Raw genomic sequence first — 20,463 nt, 5'->3', positions numbered from 1 at the left:
CCGACAGGCGCCCGCCCAATAGCCGTCGCTTGGGCCAAAACGATTTGGAGACTTCCCATGCGCGCCCAGCCCACGGCTTCGCACTATGTCAACGGACGCTATATCGAGGACGAAGGCGGCGCGCCGCTGCCGGTGATCTATCCGGCTACGGGTGAGACCATCGCCATGCTGCGTTCGGCGACGCCGAACGTGCTGGAACTGGCGGTCGAGGCCGCCCGCGCCGCACAGCCGGCCTGGGCGCGCCTCAAGCCGGTCGAGCGCGGCCGCATCCTGCGCCGAGCCGCCGACATTTTGCGCGCCCGCAACGCCGATCTTGCCCGCATCGAGACGCTCGACACCGGGAAGGCGATCCAGGAGACGCTGGTGGCGGATGCACCTTCCGCCGCGGACTGCCTTGAATATTTCGCCGGCGCGGTCGCTGTCTTCAACGGCGAAGCGGTCGACCTCGGCGGGCCATTCGCCTATACGCGCCGCGAGGCGCTCGGCGTCTGCGTCGGGATCGGCGCCTGGAACTATCCGATCCAGATCGCCGGCTGGAAATCCGCACCCGCACTCGCCATGGGCAACGCCATGGTGTTCAAGCCATCGGAAAACACGCCGCTTTCGGCGCTGGCGCTGGCCGAGATCTACTCGGAAGCCGGCCTGCCCGACGGGCTGTTCAACGTCGTGCAAGGCTATGGCGACGTCGGCGCCGGCCTTGTTGGCCATGATGTCGTCGCCAAGGTCTCAGTGACCGGCTCGGTGCCGACCGGGCGCAAGGTGCTGTCGCTGGCGGGCTCCAGGATGAAGCACGCGACGATGGAACTCGGCGGCAAGTCGCCGTTGATCGTCTTCGACGATGCCGATCTAGAAAATTCCATTGGCGGCGCCATGCTCGGCAACTTCTATTCGACCGGCCAGATCTGTTCCAACGGCACGCGCGTCTTCGTCCAGAGCGGTATTCACGACCGCTTTGTCGAGCGGCTGGTCGAGCGGACCAAGAAAATCCGCATCGGCGATCCGCTCGACCCGGAAACGCAGATGGGCCCGCTGGTCTCCAAGGCACAGCAAGACAAGGTCGTCGGCCATATCGAGGCCGGCAAGCTGGATGGGGCGACGCTGGCCTGCGGCGGCAATGTGCCGTCGCTGCAGGGCTTCCAGGGCGGCTTCTTCGTCGAGCCGACCGTGTTCACCGGCGTCACCGACACGATGCGGATCGCCCGCGAGGAGATTTTCGGCCCGGTCATGAGCGTGCTGAAATTCGACAGCGAGGATGAGGTGATCGACCGCGCCAACGACACCGAGTTCGGTCTTGCCGCCGGCGTTTTCACACGCGACCTGCCGCGCGCCCATCGCGTCATCGCCGAGTTGCAGGCCGGAACCTGCTGGATCAACGCCTACAATCTGACGCCGGTGGAAATCCCCTTCGGCGGCGTCAAGCAATCCGGCATCGGGCGCGAGAATTCGCTGGCGGCGCTGGCGCTCTATTCGCAGCTGAAGTCGATCTATGTGGAAACCGGGGACGTCGCCAGTCCGTACTGATCCCGCCTACTTCTCCGCCGTTCCATCCAGATACTGCGTCAGCGCACAGACCAAATGGTAGAAGATGCTCGCCGGCACGTCAGTTGCCAGCGAGCGGCCGCGTTCGTCGATGCGATCGATCCACAGGCCGAGCGGCGCCGGGTCGACGTGCCAGCGGAACAGCCGGCCGACCCTCGCCTCGATCTCCGGCTTCAGATCGGGACCGCCCGAGCCATCCAGCGCGATCGCCGCCTTGAGCGCCTCGGCCTGCGGCCAGCTGCGCGAGATCAGGTCGAGCGGCAGTCCTTGCCGCGAGACTGCGCCATAAGCAAGGCCAGTGGCCCGGTTGAGGCCATTGGCGACTGCCGAGGCGTAGAGTTTTCGGGCAAAGACGCTCAGTTCGGCCTGGCCGCTGCGGCCGGCGAAATCGACCAGCAGCGATGCCCATTCGAAGTGATGGCCAGGTTCGGTCCAGGTCCCCTTCTCTCCCGGTACCGGTTTCCATTCTGCATCGAAATACTCGCCGAGTGTCCAGCTCTCAGCGTCGAAGAAATGGCTGCGGAAGAGCTCGATGATGCGCGCCGCGCGACGCAGATGCGCACGCTCACCGGTTGCCTGGTGCCAGGCCAGGAAAGCTTCGAGCAGATGCATGTGCGGGTTGGAGCGTCGCTCGCCCGCTCCGTCCGAGGTGTCGAGGAAGCCGGTCATGCGGCTGTCCTCCAGATGCGCGTCAAGGAAGGCGAAGGTCTCTTCGCCGAGCCGCAAGGCGTCGGCATTGCCCGACATATGCGCATGCGCCAACGCCAGCAGAATGCAGGAATGATCGTAGGCGTCCTCGACCGGATCGGCGACGGAGCCATCGACATTCAGCGTGCGCACCCAACCGCCTCGTTCGGTGCGGCCCTGCCCCGCCATGAAGTCGATGCCATGCGCGATCAGCCGGTCGGCCGGCCCGGTCCAACCGCGCTCCTTGGCAACCGCGAAGGCATAGACCTGCCTGGCCTGGGTGCGCATGCGCTTGGGCTTGACAAGCGGCTTGGTGTCGAAACCCAGCGCCTCGTGAAAGCCACCGTGCCGCTCGTCGACGCCTGATGTCGACCACAACGGCAAGGTCTCCTGGAAGAGCCAGTGATGCACGCGCCGCCGCCAGGCGCCACTTTCGATGACGCGGTCATGCGCCGGCGTGAATCTGGTTTCCAGCCGTCCTGATTTTTCGAGTTGTTCGACGATCTTCTTGACGTGCTGGCTGTGGCTCACCGGGGCAACGAAAGTGGCATCCGCCGTCGAGACGATGGCAACGTCCTTCATGCCGATCGCCGACAGCAGGCGGCCATCGCTGCGGATATAGGAATTCTCGCAATCGATGGCGACGACATCGCCGACAACGACGTTGCCCCGGTCGTCGGCGGGACCGACATCGAGGAGCGATTGCCAGGAGCCGAGATCGTTCCAGCGGAAGCCGGCCGGCACCATGGCTATGTCTTTTGCCCGCTCCATGATGGCATAGTCGATCGAGTTCGACGGGATCGCCGCGTAGAGTTCCAGCGGCATATAGAGGCCGGACAGGTCCGTTGTGGCCGCCTCGTAAGCCGCTTCGGTAGCGTGCCAGATGTCGGGCTGGAATGTCTTGAAGGTGTCGCGCATGGCACCGGCCCGAAACAGGAAGATGCCGGTATTCCAGTAGAAATTTCCCGCCTTGAGATAGTCGTTGGCCTTCGCAAGGTCGGGCTTCTCGACGAAACGCGAAACGTCGAACACCCCGCCCCTCTCGGCCGATACCTCGATATAGCCGTAACCGGTTTCCGGCTGGGTCGGTTTGACGCCGAACACCACCAGACGGCCGGCGCGCGCCGCCTGCGATCCCGCCTCGATACTTTGCCAGAATTGCCCTGCTGTCGCTATTTCATGATCCGAGGGCACCACCAGAACCAGACTGTCGCCGAATTCCGACAGCGTGCGCAGGGTCGCCAGTGCGACGGCGGCGGCCGTGTTGCGTCCCGCGGGCTCGAACAGGGGGCCGCCGCCGGCAAGATCGAGACCGGCCAAGTCGGCATGGACACGATCGGCATGACGCTCCGAAGCGATCAGGAAGATCGGCGTTTCGCCAGCCGGTCTCGCCGTCAGGCGGCGCAAGGTCTTGACGAGCATGGAACCGTCGCCCGACAGATCGTGGAACTGCTTGGGATTGTCCTCGCGTGACAGCGGCCATAGCCGAGAGCCGACGCCGCCGCTCATGACAAAACTGACGATGCGCTGGCCCATGGATGCCCTGTCAAAAAGTCTGGTTGTAAGCGCCGACTTCCGGACTGCGGCGCAACACGGCGTCGACGGCATCGAACATCTGTCGGCGACGCTCGGACGAGACCGGACTTTCGACGACCACGACCAGTTCCGGCTTGTTCGACGAAGCCCGCACCAGCCCCCAGGTTCCGTCCTCGGCAACGACGCGCACGCCATTGACGGTGACGAGGTCGCCGATCTTCTGGCCGGCAAAACTGGAGCCATCACGCTTCAGAGCCTGAAAATCGGAGACCACCCGTTCGACGACGCCGTACTTCACATCGTCCGCGCAGTGGGGGGACATGGTGGGCGTGCCGAAGGTCAGCGGCAGGCCCCGGTAGAGATCGGCCATCGAGCTGGCCGGGTTACGCTCCAGCATCTGACAGATGGCGATTGCCGTGACCAGTCCGTCGTCATAGCCGCGCCCGATCNTCACGCTTCAGAGCCTGAAAATCGGAGACCACCCGTTCGACGACGCCGTACTTCACATCGTCCGCGCAGTGGGGGGACATGGTGGGCGTGCCGAAGGTCAGCGGCAGTGCCCGGTAGAGATCGGCCATCGATCTGGCCGGGTTACGCTCCAGCATCTGACAGATGGCGATTGCCGTGACCAGTCCGTCGTCATAGCCGCGCCCGATCGGGGGGTTGAAGAAGAAGTGGCCTGATTTTTCGAAGCCGGCGGCCGCGCCGAGTTCGGCAACCCGGCGCTTGATGTAGGAATGGCCGGTCTTCCAATAGTCGGTTACAGCGCCATTGGCGCGCAGCACCGCGTCGGTGTTGAACAGTCCGGTCGACTTGACGTCGACGACGAAGGTCGAACCCGGATACTGCCGCGAGATATCCCGCGCAAGCATGACGCCGACCTTGTCGGCAAAGATCTCGTTGCCTTCATTGTCGACGACACCGCAGCGGTCGCCGTCGCCATCGAATCCCAACCCGACATCGGCNGCCGCGAGATATCCCGCGCCAGCATGACGCCGACCTTGTCGGCAAAGATCTCGTTGCCTTCATTGTCGACGACACCGCAGCGGTCGCCGTCGCCATCGAATCCCAACCCGACATCGGCGCCGGTCTCCAGCACCTTGTCTCGGATGGCATGCAGCATCTGCATGTCTTCCGGATTGGGATTGTAGTTTGGAAATGTATGATCAAGCTCGACATCGAGCGGGATCACTTCGCAGCCGATCCGTTCCAGCGCTTCAGGGGCAAAGGCGCCAGCAGTGNTCAAGCTCGACATCGAGCGGGATCACTTCGCAGCCGATCCGTTCCAGCGCTTCAGGGGCAAAGGCGCCAGCAGTGCCATTGCCGCAGGCGGCAACCACTTTGAGCTTTCGTGTGATGCGCTTGTCTCGGGTCAGATCGTCGAGATACGTCTCTCGAAAGTCGGAAACGAGATCATAGGAACCGCCGCCAACAAGGTCGAAATCGCCGGCCAGTACGATCGCCTTCAGCGCGCTCATCTCCTCGGGGCCGAAGGTCAGCGGCCGCGCCGCTCCCATCTTGACGCCGGTCCAGCCATTTTCGTTGTGCGAGGCGGTAACCATGGCCACCGACGGCGTATCGAGCGCGAACTGCGCGAAATAGGCCATCGGCGACAGCGCCAGACCGATATCCTTCACCCGCGCGCCGGCGGCCATCAGCCCCGAAACCAACGCCAGCTTGATGCCAAGCGAATAGGAACGGAAATCATGCCCGGTGACGATGTCGGGCCCGACGCCGAGACGGCGGATNGCGTATCGAGCGCGAACTGCGCGAAATAGGCCATCGGCGACAGCGCCAGACCGATATCCTTCACCCGCGCGCCGGCCGCCATCAGCCCCGAAACCAACGCCAGCTTGATGCCAAGCGAATAGGAACGGAAATCATGCCCGGTGACGATGTCGGGCCCGACGCCGAGACGCCGGATCATCGTGCCGAGCCCCATGCCAAGCGCCTGGACGCCGATCAGATTGAGTTCTGGCGGCACTGTCGAACCGGGATGGCCGAACCACCAGCGCGCGTCATATTCACGAAAACCGGATGCCTTGATCAGCGCCGCGGTTTCGAATTCGAAGCTGTTTGGCCAAGCTTCGCCGACGATTTTTAGGGGCAAGACGGCAGGGCTCCAAGCGGCAGAAATACGATGCATCAATGCAGCGGCTTAGCACACAAGGCTTTAAACCGCGTTTATCCCGACCGAAATTCGGGCCATCCGGCAATGCCCGCGGAAAGCGTACGAAATGCGACAGAAGGGCTGCCATTGCCGCTTGCAGGAACGAAGTGTGGCGGCTATAAGCCCGCGATCTGGTCACGGAGTGTAGCGCAGCCTGGTAGCGCACCTCGTTCGGGACGAGGGGGTCGCAGGTTCAAATCCTGCCACTCCGACCAGAAATTCAGTATGTTAGCGCATCCCGACCTTGGCGCCCCACCCGAGATTCACCAGAGATAGAGCCTTGCCCAAGATCATGCCTGTTCCTTGGGAACGGACGCGAGATTCGTTCCTCTTAGGGGCATGGGCCACGAAGTCCCTGCCACCGTGTGCAGGCGTCTAGCGGAGGCCGAAAAAGCTCAATACCGCTATGACGACGACCACCGCTCCCACCAGCCAAATAATGTTGTTCATAATCTCACTCCTGTTGCCCGGTGAAGCCCGCGCCTCTGGCGGAGGACGCGGGCCGATCAGCCTTTGCCTGCTGATCTTCAGCGGACACCAAACCGTGATGTCTGCTGCGGGAAGAACTGTTAGGCCGGCCTAATGTTCCGTCGCCTGACGGGATCTGGTGCCAGGTGGGCGAATTGTCTTCACATTTGCGGCAGAGCGTTCCTCCCTAGCAGTGACAGAACGCGAGTGGTGTTTGCCACCGCCGGCGCAGATGGCCGGAAGCAAGCCCCTCTTTTTCAAATCGTGGCGACGCGATAGCCAGCCCTTCGATGCTGCGTCCGGCTGTCCCGGGGAACCGGAACCAAAGGGATCAACAGCAGTTGTATCCAACGAAGGGCTAATCAAAGCAGTTGGAGAACTTGCAATGAAAACAATGATCATGTGCGCTTTGGCGCTTTCGATGGGATTGCCCGCTTTGGCTTCGGCAGCCGAGGCTGACGTCGTCATCAGGACCCACCATCGGCACCACCACAACGTCAGGATCATCAACGAGGAAGGCCAGCGCCTGCATTACCGACACCACGGGAGGGTAGCGTTCTATGACCATGGCCGTCGCCATTGGCATCACCATCGGAATACAGTCGTCGTCACCGGCTCCGTCTCCACCCACCACCGTCACCATCATCCGGTGGTGATGGAAAACGGCGGTTACTGATGCCTGACTGGTGGCCCGGCTCTCGCGAGCCCGGCCACCAGGTGACTTTGCCCAGCACGCTGCGCGGCGCGTTTCATGCAAATGGCTTCGAGTTCTCGCCTGAAATACAGCCATGCGAAGCGGATCGTTTCAACCCCGAATATCTCACCCCACTCGGAAGCAAGTCGCGAGAATTCTGCGGTGAAGTGAACTGGCCACCAAGACTTGAGGGTTCGCCGAATCCATGCTCGCTTGCACTTGCATGCGACGGACGAAGCCTATCGACCTACGAAGGAACTTGGCTGAGCCAATGTGCTAAGGGATTAGCTGAGGACTATTCCAGCCACCATGAAGGTGATGGCCACCGCGAAAATCGGTGCGAGCAACCAGCGCGCCTGACCAACACTCTTTTCCATCAAACTTCTCCCGTAATTTGCAATCAGACAACGGTGATAAAGAGCGGCTGTTCCGGCCGGCCGGCTTGGCAAGACCAATGCGTTCTAGGCTCAGACTTAGGTCCGACATCCACCCGACCGAAGCCCTGCGCCGGGAACGTTTCCACTCGGCCCAAGTTCGAGTTCGGGCGCGGAAAACCAAGCGAAGCGGGAACGGATGAGCACCACAATGTCCAACCATGAGACTGTAACATCCCATGTATTGGGGATGCGCATAGATAGCCTCAAAACCAGAATGCAACACGCTCAGATCACCGAGGGTGAAATGAAGACCTTCCAAAAAGTAGCGGCCGTGATCGAAGGCGGCCGAGGCCGCATCGACGGGGACGATCTGATCGCCGCATCGTTCGTTACCGACACGCTGACGGACGCAACGTCCGAGTGACCATGCCAACAATCAGTAAGCTTTTCGAATCCCATGCCGAAGCGGCGCGGATCGCCGGGGACCTGTTGGCGGCCGGGGTCCCGCGCGTACAGATCGCCATTATCGGGCCCTATCGTGACGAAATCGATGTCCTGAGGTCCCCGGGTGTCATGCTGGCCGCTGCCGCCGGGCTGTTGGCGTGGCTCGGCGCCGTCGCTGTTTACGACATCAACCTTTTCTCGACCGGCCTGTCGGCAATAGCCCTGGTCAGCGTGTTCTGCGGCGGCCTCGGCGGATTACTCGGAGCCATGGTCGCGGCCACCAGAACACCCGAGCGGCTAAGTATCGGCGAGGGGATTGTGCTGGTGACGGCGCATGTAGACGACAATGCGGCCGACATTGCCCAGATTGTGCTCGGCGGTGGTTGCTCCATGACCGAATTGGCCGCCCAAGCAGCGTAAAAATTCCGACAGCGATAAGCGGGCCGATAGCCAAGTGCAGAACGCGAGCACTGGCCGGCCGGTGAAACTTTGACGAAATGGGTATCAGCGCTAGGTTGATCGATGAAGATCAGGGAGGCGGCAAAACGGCCGGGCCGGACGCGCGCATGAGTTTGATTTCAAGGACAAGGTCGGCACCCGCTCTTCTGGCTGTGGCCTTCCTGGCTGCCGGATGCTCATCGATCGGCAGGACGGCCGATCCGGCCAAATACGAGAGCCTAAGCTGTAGCGAGCTGAACAGTGCGCTGGGAAGTAGCGCGCGCGACATCTCGCAGACGGCGATCACCCGAGGCAAGGTCGCCAACACCAGCGTGCCGCGTTGGCTGCTGGGCGGATCGCGCGTCAAGACCGCGGTCGCCAACCGTGAAACGGCCAGGATCGACCGGCTGAAGCAACAGCAGGATGCCATTGTCGCTGTGCGCGCACGCAAGTGCGCGAGCTGAGCGACAGAAGACGCCGCGATAATTGCCCCTACCGGCGCTTTACGCGCTCAGTCGAAACCGAGTGACGTCGATCGCGGCGTTCATCAGCGTCTGCGTATAAGGCGCCCGTGGATTCCTGAATATCTCTTCCGTCGGCCCCTCTTCGACGATCTTGCCTTGCTTCATGACGATGATGTAGTCGGCCAAGGCGCGCACGACCGACAGATCGTGGCTGATGAAGAGATAGGACAGTTCGTGGTCGGCCTGCAGCTTGCGCAGCAGTTCGACGATCTGTTTCTGCACCGAGCGGTCAAGCGCCGATGTCGGCTCGTCCAGCACGACCATCTTCGGCTTCAGAATCATGGCGCGGGCAATGGCGATGCGCTGCCTTTGTCCGCCGGAAAATTCGTGCGGGTACCGGTTGCGTGCATTGGGGTCGAGGCCGACCTCGCGCAGGGCCTCGACCGCGCGCTGGTCGCGCTGCTTTCCTGAAAGGTTGGGCTCATGCACCAGTAGCCCTTCGGTGACGACCTGACCGACGGTCATGCGCGGCGACAGCGAGCCGAACGGGTCCTGGAAGACGAGTTGCATCTGGCGCCGCAGCGGCCGCATCTGCCGCCGGTCGGCAGTGGAGATATCGCGATCGCCGAACCGAATGAGCCCATCGCTTGGCAGCAACCGCAGCAAGGCGCGGCCGAGCGTCGACTTGCCCGAGCCGGATTCGCCGACAATGCCGATGGTCTGGTTGCGCTGCAGCCGGATCGAGATGTGATCGACGGCCCGCAGCATCAGCGGTTCGCCGGCCAGAAACCCACCGCCGATCCTGAATGTGACTTCGACATTCCTACCTTCGAGCACCACCGGCGCATCGGCTGGCGGCGGCGACTTGGTTCCCGTCGGCTCAGCCGCCAGCAGCATTTTGGTATAGGCGTGCCGTGGATTGGCAAAAATGGCTTCCGCCTCGCCTTCCTCGACCACCTCGCCCTGGCGCATGACATAGACACGGTCGGCAAAGCGCCGGACGATACCGAGGTCATGGGTGATGAAGACGATCGCCATGCCGAGCTTGCGCTGCAGTTCGGCCAAAAGCATCAGGATCTGCGCCTGGATGGTCACGTCAAGCGCCGTCGTCGGCTCGTCGGCGATCAGGATGTCGGGGTCATTGGCAAGCGCCATCGCGATCATCACGCGCTGGCGCTGGCCGCCGGACATTTCGTGCGGATAGGATTTCATCCGCCGTTCCGGATCGGGAATATGCACGAGCCGCAGCAGCTTGAGCGCCTCTTCATGCGCTGCGGCGGCACTCAGGCCACGATGCCGCCGGATCGGCTCGATCAGCTGGTTGCCGATCGAATAGAGCGGATCGAGCGAAGTCATCGGCTCCTGGAAGATCATGCTGATCTTGCGGCCGCGGACCTTGTTCAGCTCGGACTTGCTCAGGGTCAGCAGGTTGCGGCCGCGATAGTCGACATGGCCTGACGCTTCGCCATTGGAGGCCAGCAGGCTCATCGCCGCCATCATCGTCTGGCTCTTGCCGGAGCCGGACTCGCCGACCACGGCAACCGTTTCGCCCGCGTTGACGTGGATGTTGATGCCCTTGACCGCTTCGACCGCACCGTCGAGCGTGCGGAAGCGGACGCGCAGGTCCCTGACGCTGAGGATCGTTTCGGAAGCAGCCATCTCAGCGGTCCCCATCTTTATCGATCCCCATCTTTATCGATCCCTTGGGTCGAGCGCGTCGCGCAGGCCGTCGCCGACGAAATTCAAGGCGAACAGCGTCGAGACCAGAAAGAAGGCGGGAAACAGGAGCAGCCAGTTGGCGGTGCCGATGTTCTTGGCGCCGACCGAGATCAGCACGCCCCAGCTGGTCATCGGCTCCTGGATGCCGAGCCCGAGGAACGACAGGAAGCTCTCCAGGATGATGACCTGCGGCACCAGCAGCGTCATGTAGATCACCACCGGGCCAAGCAGGTTCGGGATGACATGGCGGATCAGGATGCCACCCTGGCCAATGCCCATGGCTTCCGCCGCCTGGACATATTCCTGCCGGCGAATCGACAGCGCCTGGCCGCGCACGATGCGCGCCATGTCGAGCCACAGCACGGCACCGACCGCCAGGAACATCAGCACGAAGTTGCGGCCGAAGAACACCACCAGCATGATGACGAAGAAGATGAAAGGCAAGGAATAGAGCACGTCGACGATGCGCATCATCACTTCATCGACCTTGCCGCCGGAAAAGCCGGCGGCGGCGCCGTAGATCACGCCGATCACCACCGCCACGACACCGGCAAGCAGACCGATGGCCAGCGATATGCGCCCCGCCATCAGCGTGCGGGAGAGAAGATCGCGGCCGGTATTGTCGGTGCCGAACAGGAAATACTGCTGCTTGACCGACGCGCTCATCGTCACTTCGAGGCCGTCGGGCGACTTGTTTTCGATCTTGGTGTCGTCGAAGGCATCGGAGCGATCGAGGTAGCGGATGTTGCGGTCGTCGATCGGCTTGGTCGACTTGACCGTGACGAAGACCTGGCTCCCCTCCTGGTGCCAGTCCTTGATTTCGACCCGCATGCGTTTGATCGCTTCGGTAAGTGCCGTCTCGATCATATCGGGTTTCGGATAGGCCGAGAGGCTTGGCGGCATGCGCACATAATCGGCGTAGATGGTCGTGTATTGATGCGGCACGAACCACGGGCCAAAGACGCTGATGACCCCAATTAGGGCGAGGTAGTAGAGGCTGAACATGGCGGCGCGGTTTGCCTTGAGGCGCGCCCAGGCATCGCCCCAAAGCGAGCGACCAACGATTGCGGGGGCCGTGGCTGCGATGTCAGTCATAGCGCACCCTCGGGTCGACGACCGCGTACATGACGTCGACGATCAGGTTGAAGACGATGGTAAAAATGGCGATCACCACCACCGTTCCCATCACCAGCGTATAATCGCGGTTGAGCGCGGCATCGACGAAATAGCGGCCGACGCCCGGAATAGAGAAGATCGTCTCGACGATGACCGAGCCGGTCAGCAGTGCCGCCGCCGCCGGGCCGGTGAAGGAGACGATCGGCAGGATGGCGCCGCGCAGCGCGTGCTTAACCACCACCGACCAGTCGGAAAGGCCGAGCGCGCGCGCCGTTCGGATATGATGGGATCGCAGCGACTCGATCATCGAGCCGCGCATCAGCCGGGCAACGATGGCGATTTGAGGCAAGGCAAGTGTCAGCACCGGGCCGACCTTGTTGATGAAGGCGCCGTCGCCCCAGCCGCCGATCGGCAACAGCCTCCAGGTCAGCCCGAAGACAAGCTGGATCACCGGCGCGATGACGAAGGTCGGGATGGTGCTGCCGGCTGTCGCCAAGGCGATCACGGTATAGTCGCCAAGCTTGTTCTGGTTGAGCGCGGCAATGGTGCCGAGCACGCTGCCGAGCAGCAGCGCCAGGATCAGCGCCGAGGCGCCGAGCTGAACGGAAATGGGCAGGCCCTTGGCAAACAGTTCGGTGACTGTGAAATCCGGCATGTTGTAGCTCGGGCCGAAATTGCCACGCAGCAGATTGCCGAGATAATGGACATATTGCAGCCAGAGCGGGTCGTTGAGGCCGAACTGGGCTTCCAAGTTGGCCTTGATCTCAGGGCTCAGCCCCCGCTCCTGGTTGAATGGACCGCCTGGCGCGACGCGCATCAGGAAGAACGCCATCGTCACGATGACGAACAGCGTCGGGATGGCGGTCAAAAGCCGCCGGAATACGTATCGCAGCATCGGCGCCCCGCTTGATCCGGAGCATGCTCGTCCACTCGGGCGATTGCGCTCCAGCCTTCAAATCTTCGCACCGGATGTTCTGAAAATCGATTTCCGCTTCCCGGGCCGATGCGATGGCAAACCAGCGCCGCCGCGCATCAGTTGCGCGGCGGCTTGGCCAGGGATCAGTCCTTGCTGACGAAGCGCGACGGATGCACGTCCATCACATTGTCGACGAAGCCATGCAGCTTCGAGGAAACGATGTCGTGGTAGCTGTAGTAGAGAAGCGGGATCTGGCCGACATCGTCGATGAGGATGCGCTCGGCCGCTGAGAGGTCCTTCATGCGCTCTTCGGGCTTGCCGCCGGCGGCCGCGGCCTTGTCCATTGCCGCTTCGTATTGCGGGCTGTTGTAGTTGGAATAGTTGTTGCCGCTGGCCTTGCGTGTGATGCCGAGGAAGGTCTCTGGATCCTTGTAGTCGGCAATCCAGGCGGCACGCGCCACGTCATAGTCGCCCTTCTGCTCGAGGAAGGAGTAGTGGGTCTTGGTGTCGGTGTTGAGCAGCGTGACGTCGACGCCAAGCGGCTTCAATTGTTCCTGGATCGCCACTGCCGTGTTCTTGTGGTTTTCCGAGGTGTTGTAGCGGATTTCCATCTTCAGCGGATGTTCGGGGGTGTAGCCAAGCTTCTCGAGGATCTTCTTGGCCGCGTCCTCGCGGTCGATCTGCGGCATGTCGGCATATTTGGCCATTGCGGGCGTGTAGCCCTCGATGCCGGGGGGCACCATCGAATAGCCGGGCAGCATCGAATTCTGCCAGACCTTTTCGGCGATGAAATCACGGTCGATCGCCATCGATATGGCATTGCGCAATTCAGGGTTGTTCCACGGCGCCTTGTCGGTCTTGATGGCATAATAGTAGGTGCCGAGATACGGCCCGACATGGATCTGGTCGCCGAACTTGGTCTTGAGGTCGGCGAGCTGTTCGGTCGGCAGATCGTCATAGCTGTCGAGTTCGCCGGCCTCGAAGCGCTTCATCGCCGATGAACGATCCTCGGTCGGAATGTAGTTGACGACGTCGAACTTGACGGACCCGGCGTCCCAGAATTTGGGATTCTTGACCAGTTTCATGTGGTCGTTGGGAACCCATTCGGCCAGCGTATAGGCGCCGTTCGAAACCAGATTGCCCGGCTTGATCCAGTCGGCGCCAAGCTTTTCAATCGAGGCCTTGCTCACCGGATAGGTCGCCTGATGGGTCAGCATCTCCAGGAAGTAGGGCGTCGGCGCCTTCAGCGTCACCTCCAGGGTGCCGGCGTCGATCGCCTTGACACCCATGTCCTCGGGCTTGCCCTTCTTGGTGTTGACGTCCTCCGCGCCCTTCACCGGATACAGCATCGAGGCGTATTCGGCCCCGGTCGCCGGATCTTCCAGCCTGTGGAAGGCATAGACGAAGTCGTCCGCCGTCACCGGGCTGCCGTCCGACCACATGCCGTCCTTGCGCAGCTTGAAGGTGTAGACGGTGCCGTCATCCGATACCGTCCAGCTTTCGGCGGCGCCCGGAATAAGCTTCGCCTTCTCGTCCTGCATGACCAATCCCTGGAACAGATCACGCAGCACATTGGCTTCGTAGACCGTAGAGGTCTTGTGCGGATCGACCGATTCCGATTCAGCGGCGGTGCCCCTGTTATAGACGGTCTCCGCGAAAGCCGGCGTGTAGAATGCGCCGGCGGTTACAGCCATGGTGGTGGCGAATACCGTCGCCTTCAGCATATTTGTCAGCATGAAGTTCTCCCTGTCGGCGCTGCCATCGGCGCGCCTTTACGTGTTGACGCCCCGGAGCCGATGTCTGGCTCCTTCGGGCGTGCCGTCGGTTCCCTCCGGCGGCTGGTGGCAGGAGACTAGACAGGAGGTAAGCTCTTTTCAACCGAGTACTGATTGACCCTAAGTCAATCCCATTGCCGAGAAAGCAACGGCTAAATTAGAGATTCGTTTTCAATCGACCGCACCCTTTGGTTGTGCCCAGAGTTTTCGCTTTCTGCATGCGAACTTGGGCATGCTGGTGCTATGGTCCACAACCTCATTTCCAAGGCTCGAAGGCGCCAGTTCCGATCAGACAATTCGGCAACATCAGCGGTCGAGTTCGCCTTGCTGTCACCGCTTTTCATCCTTCTTCTGCTCGGAATGGTTGCATACGGCATCTATTTTGGCGCCGCCAATTCGATCCAGCAAATTGCAGCCGACGCTGCCCGGACAGCCATCGCCGGGGTGAACCAGACCGAGCGGCGGACGCTCGTGGCCAGCTATCTCACCAACAATGCCGGCGGCTACCCCTTCGTGGACGCCAGCAAACTGACCTACCAGGCCAATGACAGCGTCGCCGACGGGAGCCAGTTCGTGGTGTCCATCTCCTACGATGCCCGCAACCTGCCGATCTGGAATCTGTTCCCTGGCATAGCGATGCCAGGGACGACCATCAAGCGTCAGTCGACGATCAGGGTCGGGGGTATCTGAATGCTGCGGCGGGCGGGCAAGGGTATCGGTCGGCTTGCACGGTCGATGATGGGAGACAGGAAGGCGAACTTCGCCGTCATGACCGCATTGAGCGCGCCGGTTGCATTGGCGCTGGCAGCGGTGGCCATTGACGAAGCGTCCATCTACACCGAGCGCCGGGAAGCCCAGGCGATGGTCGATCTGGCGGCGATTACCGCCGCCTCGAACATCAACAACGTCAACACCGCGGTCGTCACCACGCTCACCGACAACGGCATGCCGGGCGTCGTCGTTCAAGCTTCGGGCCAGACCATTGCCCCGGCCGCCGGCAAAACGGTGGTGACGGTCACGCAGGGCCGATATGCCTCATCGACCACCAATGTCACCCAGCGCTTCCAGGCGGGTGTGACGCCTTACAACGCCGTCCGCGTCACTTTGGCAAAGATTCCGAACCGCTATTTCGCAAGTTCGTTGATCCCCACTCCCGTCATCGGCACCCAGGCCACGGCCAGCATGACGCCGCTGGCGACGTTCTCGGTCGGATCGCGGTTGCTCAGCGTCAACGGCGGCATCCTCAACGCACTTTTGAGCGGACTTCTCGGCGGCAACATCTCTCTCAGCGTCATGGATTACAACGGGCTGGTCTCGGCGGATGTGAGCGTGCTTTCCTTCATCAGTGCGCTCGCCACGCAACTGAACATCACGGCCGGAACCTATTCCGACGTTCTGGCATCGAAGGCGACGGTCGGCCAGATCGCTACCGCCATGGCCAATGTTCCCGGCCTCGGCAATACGGCCAAGGTCGCCCTGCAGACCATCGCCTCCAAATCGACCAGCACCGCCAAGATCCCGCTCAGCAGCCTTGTCGACCTTGGTTCGGTCGGCAGCCTGGGCCTCGGGCAACAGCCGTCCGGGCTCGGGGTAGACGCAAGCGCCATGGGCATGCTGACGGCAGCCGCCGTGCTCGCCAACGGTACCAACCAGGCCGCGATCGATCTCGGCGCCACCATCCCGGGGCTGCTCTCCACCAAACTCAGCATCGCCATCGGCGAGCCGATGCAGTCCTCGCCCTGGCTGGCGATCGATGGTATCGGCACCGTCGTGCGGACCGCTCAGACGCGCATCAAACTGACGGCCTCCGTCGGTATCGGCACGCCGGGCCTCGCCGGCGGCATCAGCCTGCTCGCTGTTAACCTGCCGCTCAATGTGGAAGTCGCCTATGCCGAGGCCAAACTGACCGACATAACCTGTCCGACAGGGCCTTCCAGCATCAGCGTTTCCATCGCCGCGCATCCGGGCGTTGCCCAGCTAAACCTGGCCAACAGCAACAATCCCTCCGGCTTCGCCGACTTCAGCCAGCCGCAGACCTTCACGGATGCAGACATCGCCGATGTGAGCCTCAGGCTCCTGCTGATCAATATCCCGTTGATCCAGGTGATGGGTTCGGCCGCGACGGCAATCACCAACAACAGTCCGCAGACCCTGACCTTCAACGCGACCGACATCGCCAACAAGACGGTGAAGACGGTTTCGACACGAAACATCTCGCAGTCGCTCACCACGTCACTGGTCAACAATCTGTCGCTTTCGGCCAATCTGCTTGGCCTTGGGATCGATGTGACCGCCCTGCTCGGAACTGTCAAACCAGCAGTGGTGGCACTGCTCAACACTGTAACGGCGCCCGTCGACGACCTGCTCTACAATGTGCTGTCGGCCTTGGGCGTGGGCGTCGGCCAGGCCGACGTGCGCGTCACCGGCGCGACCTGCGGCCGAGCGGTGCTCGTTCAGTAGGACGGCCTAGCCACGACCGAAGTGCCAATCAGTCGAGCCGACCGAGAAAGCAGCCGAGAGTTGGCAGCGAGAGGGTGTTTCCCTCGATAGAAGCGGTCCCGCCGAAGACAGCCGTGACGGGTCCGATATCAACCACCAACGGCCAGGTCGCCGGCTCCTCAGCGAAATTGAAGACACAGAGCAACCGCTCCTCGCCACCTTCGCGAATGAAGGCGAGCACGTCGCCCTCGGTATCGAGAAAGCGGATCGAGCCGCCGACCAGCGCCGGATGCTGTTTGCGCAAGGCAAGCGCCGAGCGGTAGGCCGACAGCACCGATTGCTCTTCGCCGTTCTGCATATCGACCGCGCGGGCGCGATGGCTTGCCGGCACAGGCAGCCAGGGTTTTGCTATGGAGAAGCCCGCATTGTCGGCCTCGGCCTCCCAGACCATCGGCGTGCGGCAACCATCCCTGCCCTTCACGCCTGGCCAGAAGCGGATGCCGACCGGATCGCGCAGATCCTTGTAGGCAAGCTCCGCCTCTTCAAGGCCGAGTTCCTCGCCCTGATAGAGGCAGATCGAGCCGCGGAGGCAGGCGAGCAGCATGATCGAGAATTTGGCCACAAGATCGGGATCGCCACCAGGCCGCATCCAGCGGCTGACATGGCGCACCACGTCATGGTTGGAAAACGCCCAGCAAACCCAGCCGTCGGCCACCGCGCTTTCGAAGGCCTTGACGCAGCCGCGCACATGCGCCGCCGAAAACCGCGAACCCAGCAGGTCGAAAGTGTAGCTCATCTGAAGCTTGTCGCCGCCGGAGGTGTAGGCGGCAAGCGTCTGCAGCGAGCGACCCTCGTCGCCGATTTCGCCGACGGCGGCGCGGTCGCCATATTCGTCGAGCAACGCGCGGAAGCGCCGTAGGAACGCCAGGTTTTCGGGCTGCGTCTTGTCGAACAGATGCTCCTGATAGAGGTATGTGTTGGTCTCTGTGTTGGTGCCGGCGACGCTCGACGCCAAGGGCGGATTGCCGCGCAGCCAGCGGTCGTGGACATAGTAATTGACCGTGTCGAGCCGGAAGCCGTCGACACCGCGATCGAGCCAGAACCGCACTGTGTCCAGCAACGCATCCTGGACTTCCGGGTTGTGGAAATTGAGGTCTGGCTGCGAGGCGAGGAAATTGTGCATGTAATATTGGCGGCGGGTCGCGTCCCATTCCCAGGACGGTCCCCCGAAGACCGATAGCCAATTGTTGGGCGCGCCGCCGTCGGGCTTCGCATCGGCCCAGACGTACCAGTCGGCCTTGGCATTATCGCGGCTGGCGCGGCTTTCGATGAACCAGTCATGCTTGTCGGATGAATGCGACAGCACCTGGTCGATGATGATTTTCAGGCCGAGCCGGTGGGCTTCGGCCATCAGCGCATCAAAATCGGCCAATGTTCCAAACATCGGGTCGACGTCGCGATAATCCGACACATCATAGCCCATGTCGGCCATCGGCGACTTGAAAAAGGGCGACAGCCAGACAGCGTCGACGCCGAGCGAGGCGATATAGGCGAGCCTCGACGTAATGCCGCCGAGATCGCCGCTGCCATCACCGGTAGTATCCTGAAAAGAGCGCGGATAGACCTGATAGATGACGCAGCCGCGCCACCATTCGGCTCCCTGTCCCAAACTCTCGCCGGTCATCGCGAACCCTTCCTGGCACCACCGTCTCCGGCTCGGCTCTCGATCATGAAATTGACGCTACGCCCCGGCAGTGGGCGCGCAAGGTCGGTTGCCTGCGTTTCGATCGCCGGATGCCATCGAAAACCTTCCCGCGCCGGTAAGGTGAAGACGCATTGGCGACGGTCGCCATTGATCAGAACGGCAAGCCGGTTGTCCTCGCCGCCAAACAGCATGACGAGGCGATGCCGGCTCGTGTCGTTCCAATCGGTCGCGTCGAGCAGCTCACCGGTCTCGGTCAGCCAAGCGACGTCGGGAACGCCTGAAGACTCAATCGGTTCTCCGGTCAGGAAACGCGTGTCCGACAATGCGGGCACCGCCTGGCGAAGGGCTCCGAGCGCCCATGCGTAACGCTCCAGCGCCTGATCGCGGCCTGCCCAGTCAAGCCAGGTAGTGAGGTTGTCTTGTGCGTAGGCGTTGTTATTGCCCTTCTGGGTGCGACCGAATTCATCGCCTGCGGTCAGCATGATGGTGCCGTGCGAGGCGAACAACGTGGCGAGCAGAGCGCGCTGGTCTTCGAAACGGGCCGTGACGATCGCCGCGTCGTCCGTCTCGCCTTCGACGCCGTTGTTCCAGGACAGGTTCTCGTTATGGCCGTCGCGGTCCTGCTCGCCATTGGCCGCGTTGTGCTTGCGCTCATAAGCGACGATGTCAGCCAGCGTCATGCCGTCATGGGCTGCGATAAAATTCACGCCGCGGCTTGCCGGCTCCCCTGCCCTGTTGAACACGTCGGACGAACCGGCAAGGCGCGTTGCGAGAGCACCGACCATGCCGGCATCGCCGCGCCAGAAGCGTCTGACGTCGTCGCGATAGCGGTCGTTCCACTCAAGGAATGGCGGCCGGAAATTGCCGAGTTGATAGCCGTTTGCCCCGATGTCCCAAGGCTCGGCGATCAGCACGCGGTCGTAAAGCACCGGATCATGGGTGATGGCCTGGAGCAGCGGCGCTTCCGGATCGAAGGCACCGTCGACCCGACCCAACACCGGAGCCAGATCGAAACGGAAGCCGTCGACGCCGGCCTGGCGAACGAAGTGACGAAGTGTGTCGAGCACCATTTCCCGCATCGCCGGATGGTCGCAAGCGATCGTATTGCCGGTGCCCGTGTCATTGACCAGCCCGCCATCCGGCCGGTGCCGATAGTAGGCGTTATTGTCGAGGCCGCGCAGCGAGAGCGTCGGCCCCAGCCTGTCGCTTTCGCCGGTGTGGTTGAAGACGAGGTCGAGAATGGTGCCGATGCCGGCCCGGCGCAACGCGGCGACAGTGCCCTGCAATTCCGTCAGGCCGCCGGGCGCGAGGCGCGGGTCGAGCGCCATGAAGGTCACGGGATTATAGCCCCAGGCGTTGCTCAGCCCGAGCGGCGGCAGATGCCGCTCGTCGATGGAGGCCGTGATCGGCATCAGTTCCACGGCGGAGACGCCGAGCCTTTGCAGATGCTCGATGATGGCTGGATGGGCAAGAGCAGCGATCGTACCGCGCTTTTCTTGCGGTACATCCGGATGCAGCTTGGTGAAGGCGCGGACGTTCAGTTCGTAGATCAGGCCGCCCGGGCGAAACAGCGGCGGCAGGGTCGGTGGAGCCGTGGGCAAGGCCCTGGTCACGGTCTTGGGCATCAGAGACGCGGTGTCGGCGCCCTCATTGCGCCGCGCGGCGAGCCGCCAGTGATAGGCGTAGGCCCGGTCGATTTCGACGGCGTAGGGATCGGTGAGCAACTTGTCGGGATCGAACCACAGCCCCCGCTCGGGCGCATAGTCGCCATCGGCGCGCAGGCCATAGCGGGCGCCCGCGGCCAAGCCGGAGACAAAGAGTGAATGCACGCCGTTGCCTTCCGACGCCAGCTCGAGACGATCGAGTTCGCGGTTTCCCTGCTCGTCAAAGATCGAAACCCAGAGCCGTCTCGCCGACGAGGACCATGCGGTGAAGCGGATGCCTTCGCTGGTGATGGTGGCGCCGAGCTGGGTCAA

14 protein-coding genes, 1 tRNA gene and 4 pseudogenes are annotated in these 20,463 nt (G+C 62.4%); 8 read left to right on the top strand and 11 right to left on the bottom strand.

The genetic code is table 11. From position 1 onward, the window contains the following. The first annotated feature begins 57 nt into the window (after positions 1 to 57). Positions 58 to 1,521 (top strand): betaine-aldehyde dehydrogenase, encoded by a 1,464-nt coding sequence (gene betB / locus X742_RS159175; RefSeq protein WP_023771534.1) that lies wholly within the window; start codon positions 58 to 60, stop codon positions 1,519 to 1,521. A gap of 6 nt (positions 1,522 to 1,527) precedes the next feature. Here the strand turns inward: betB and X742_RS159180 are convergent, their stop codons facing one another. The 5 genes and pseudogenes from X742_RS159180 to X742_RS1000000171505 form a co-directional block, all read right to left on the bottom strand. Further along, entirely contained in the window at positions 1,528 to 3,762 is a 2,235-nt protein-coding gene (locus X742_RS159180; protein WP_023771533.1) for a mannose-1-phosphate guanylyltransferase/mannose-6-phosphate isomerase, read from the bottom strand. A gap of 10 nt (positions 3,763 to 3,772) precedes the next feature. Continuing rightward, positions 3,773 to 4,210, bottom strand: a pseudogene (locus X742_RS159185) (phosphomannomutase/phosphoglucomutase); the annotation flags it as partial. A 4-nt stretch (positions 4,211 to 4,214) separates the two neighbouring features. Continuing rightward, positions 4,215 to 4,727 (bottom strand): annotated as a pseudogene (locus X742_RS1000000172260) (phosphomannomutase/phosphoglucomutase); the annotation flags it as partial. A 5-nt stretch (positions 4,728 to 4,732) separates the two neighbouring features. Beyond that, positions 4,733 to 5,477: pseudogene (locus X742_RS01000000169930) on the bottom strand (hypothetical protein); the annotation flags it as partial. Between the two features lie 35 nt (positions 5,478 to 5,512). Further along, positions 5,513 to 5,872, bottom strand: a pseudogene (locus X742_RS1000000171505) (phosphomannomutase/phosphoglucomutase); the annotation flags it as partial. 198 nt (positions 5,873 to 6,070) lie between these two features. On the opposite strand from X742_RS1000000171505, the gene X742_RS159190 reads away from it, so the two are divergent. The 5 genes from X742_RS159190 to X742_RS159205 all read left to right on the top strand — a co-directional run bounded on the left by X742_RS159190 (position 6,071) and on the right by X742_RS159205 (position 8,817). Further along, positions 6,071 to 6,147, top strand: a tRNA-Pro gene (locus X742_RS159190). Between the two features lie 638 nt (positions 6,148 to 6,785). Further along, entirely contained in the window at positions 6,786 to 7,076 is a 291-nt protein-coding gene (locus X742_RS0136525; RefSeq protein ID WP_023784612.1) for a hypothetical protein, read from the top strand. A 603-nt stretch (positions 7,077 to 7,679) separates the two neighbouring features. Further along, positions 7,680 to 7,895, top strand: a complete 216-nt coding sequence (locus X742_RS159195; RefSeq protein ID WP_023771527.1) for a hypothetical protein — start codon at positions 7,680 to 7,682, stop codon at positions 7,893 to 7,895. A gap of 2 nt (positions 7,896 to 7,897) precedes the next feature. Beyond that, positions 7,898 to 8,335, top strand: coding sequence for a hypothetical protein (locus X742_RS159200; protein WP_023771526.1), 438 nt, complete (start codon positions 7,898 to 7,900; stop codon positions 8,333 to 8,335). A gap of 146 nt (positions 8,336 to 8,481) precedes the next feature. Continuing rightward, complete coding sequence (locus tag X742_RS159205; protein ID WP_023771525.1) at positions 8,482 to 8,817, top strand: hypothetical protein; 336 nt, start codon at positions 8,482 to 8,484, stop codon at positions 8,815 to 8,817. 39 nt (positions 8,818 to 8,856) lie between these two features. Here X742_RS159205 and X742_RS159210 read toward each other — a convergent pair whose 3' ends face one another. The 4 genes from X742_RS159210 to X742_RS159225 all read right to left on the bottom strand — a co-directional run bounded on the left by X742_RS159210 (position 8,857) and on the right by X742_RS159225 (position 14,304). Then, positions 8,857 to 10,476: an ABC transporter ATP-binding protein gene (locus X742_RS159210; RefSeq protein WP_023771524.1), complete on the bottom strand. Its 1,620-nt coding sequence runs from the start codon at positions 10,474 to 10,476 to the stop codon at positions 8,857 to 8,859. Between the two features lie 33 nt (positions 10,477 to 10,509). Beyond that, complete coding sequence (locus X742_RS159215) at positions 10,510 to 11,631, bottom strand: ABC transporter permease subunit (protein ID WP_023771523.1); 1,122 nt, start codon at positions 11,629 to 11,631, stop codon at positions 10,510 to 10,512. After that, on the bottom strand, positions 11,624 to 12,547 hold the full coding sequence (locus X742_RS159220) for an ABC transporter permease subunit (RefSeq protein WP_015318681.1): 924 nt from the start codon (positions 12,545 to 12,547) through the stop codon (positions 11,624 to 11,626). Before X742_RS159220 ends, X742_RS159215 begins: the two co-directional genes overlap by 8 nt. Before the next feature lie 164 nt (positions 12,548 to 12,711). Further along, entirely contained in the window at positions 12,712 to 14,304 is a 1,593-nt protein-coding gene (locus X742_RS159225) for a peptide ABC transporter substrate-binding protein (RefSeq protein ID WP_023771522.1), read from the bottom strand. Positions 14,305 to 14,586: 282 nt separating this feature from the next. Between X742_RS159225 and X742_RS01000000169920 the strand changes: the two genes are divergently transcribed. Beyond that, the gene (locus X742_RS01000000169920) at positions 14,587 to 15,033 is read left to right on the top strand and encodes a TadE/TadG family type IV pilus assembly protein (RefSeq protein WP_023771521.1); all 447 of its coding nucleotides are present in this window, start codon (positions 14,587 to 14,589) and stop codon (positions 15,031 to 15,033) included. Next, on the top strand, positions 15,034 to 16,803 hold the full coding sequence (locus X742_RS159230) for a TadG family pilus assembly protein (protein WP_023771520.1): 1,770 nt from the start codon (positions 15,034 to 15,036) through the stop codon (positions 16,801 to 16,803). 28 nt (positions 16,804 to 16,831) lie between these two features. Here X742_RS159230 and X742_RS159235 read toward each other — a convergent pair whose 3' ends face one another. Beyond that, positions 16,832 to 18,466, bottom strand: a complete 1,635-nt coding sequence (locus X742_RS159235; RefSeq protein ID WP_023771519.1) for an alpha-glucosidase family protein — start codon at positions 18,464 to 18,466, stop codon at positions 16,832 to 16,834. Then, positions 18,463 to 20,463: a glycogen debranching protein GlgX gene (gene glgX, locus X742_RS159240; protein ID WP_023771518.1), complete on the bottom strand. Its 2,001-nt coding sequence runs from the start codon at positions 20,461 to 20,463 to the stop codon at positions 18,463 to 18,465. Before glgX ends, X742_RS159235 begins: the two co-directional genes overlap by 4 nt.

Source organism: Mesorhizobium sp. LNHC229A00, assembly GCF_000502415.1.
Taxonomy (GTDB): domain Bacteria; phylum Pseudomonadota; class Alphaproteobacteria; order Rhizobiales; family Rhizobiaceae; genus Mesorhizobium.
Note: the sequence above shows the minus strand (reverse complement) of the source record. Positions and strands in the feature narration are given on the sequence as shown.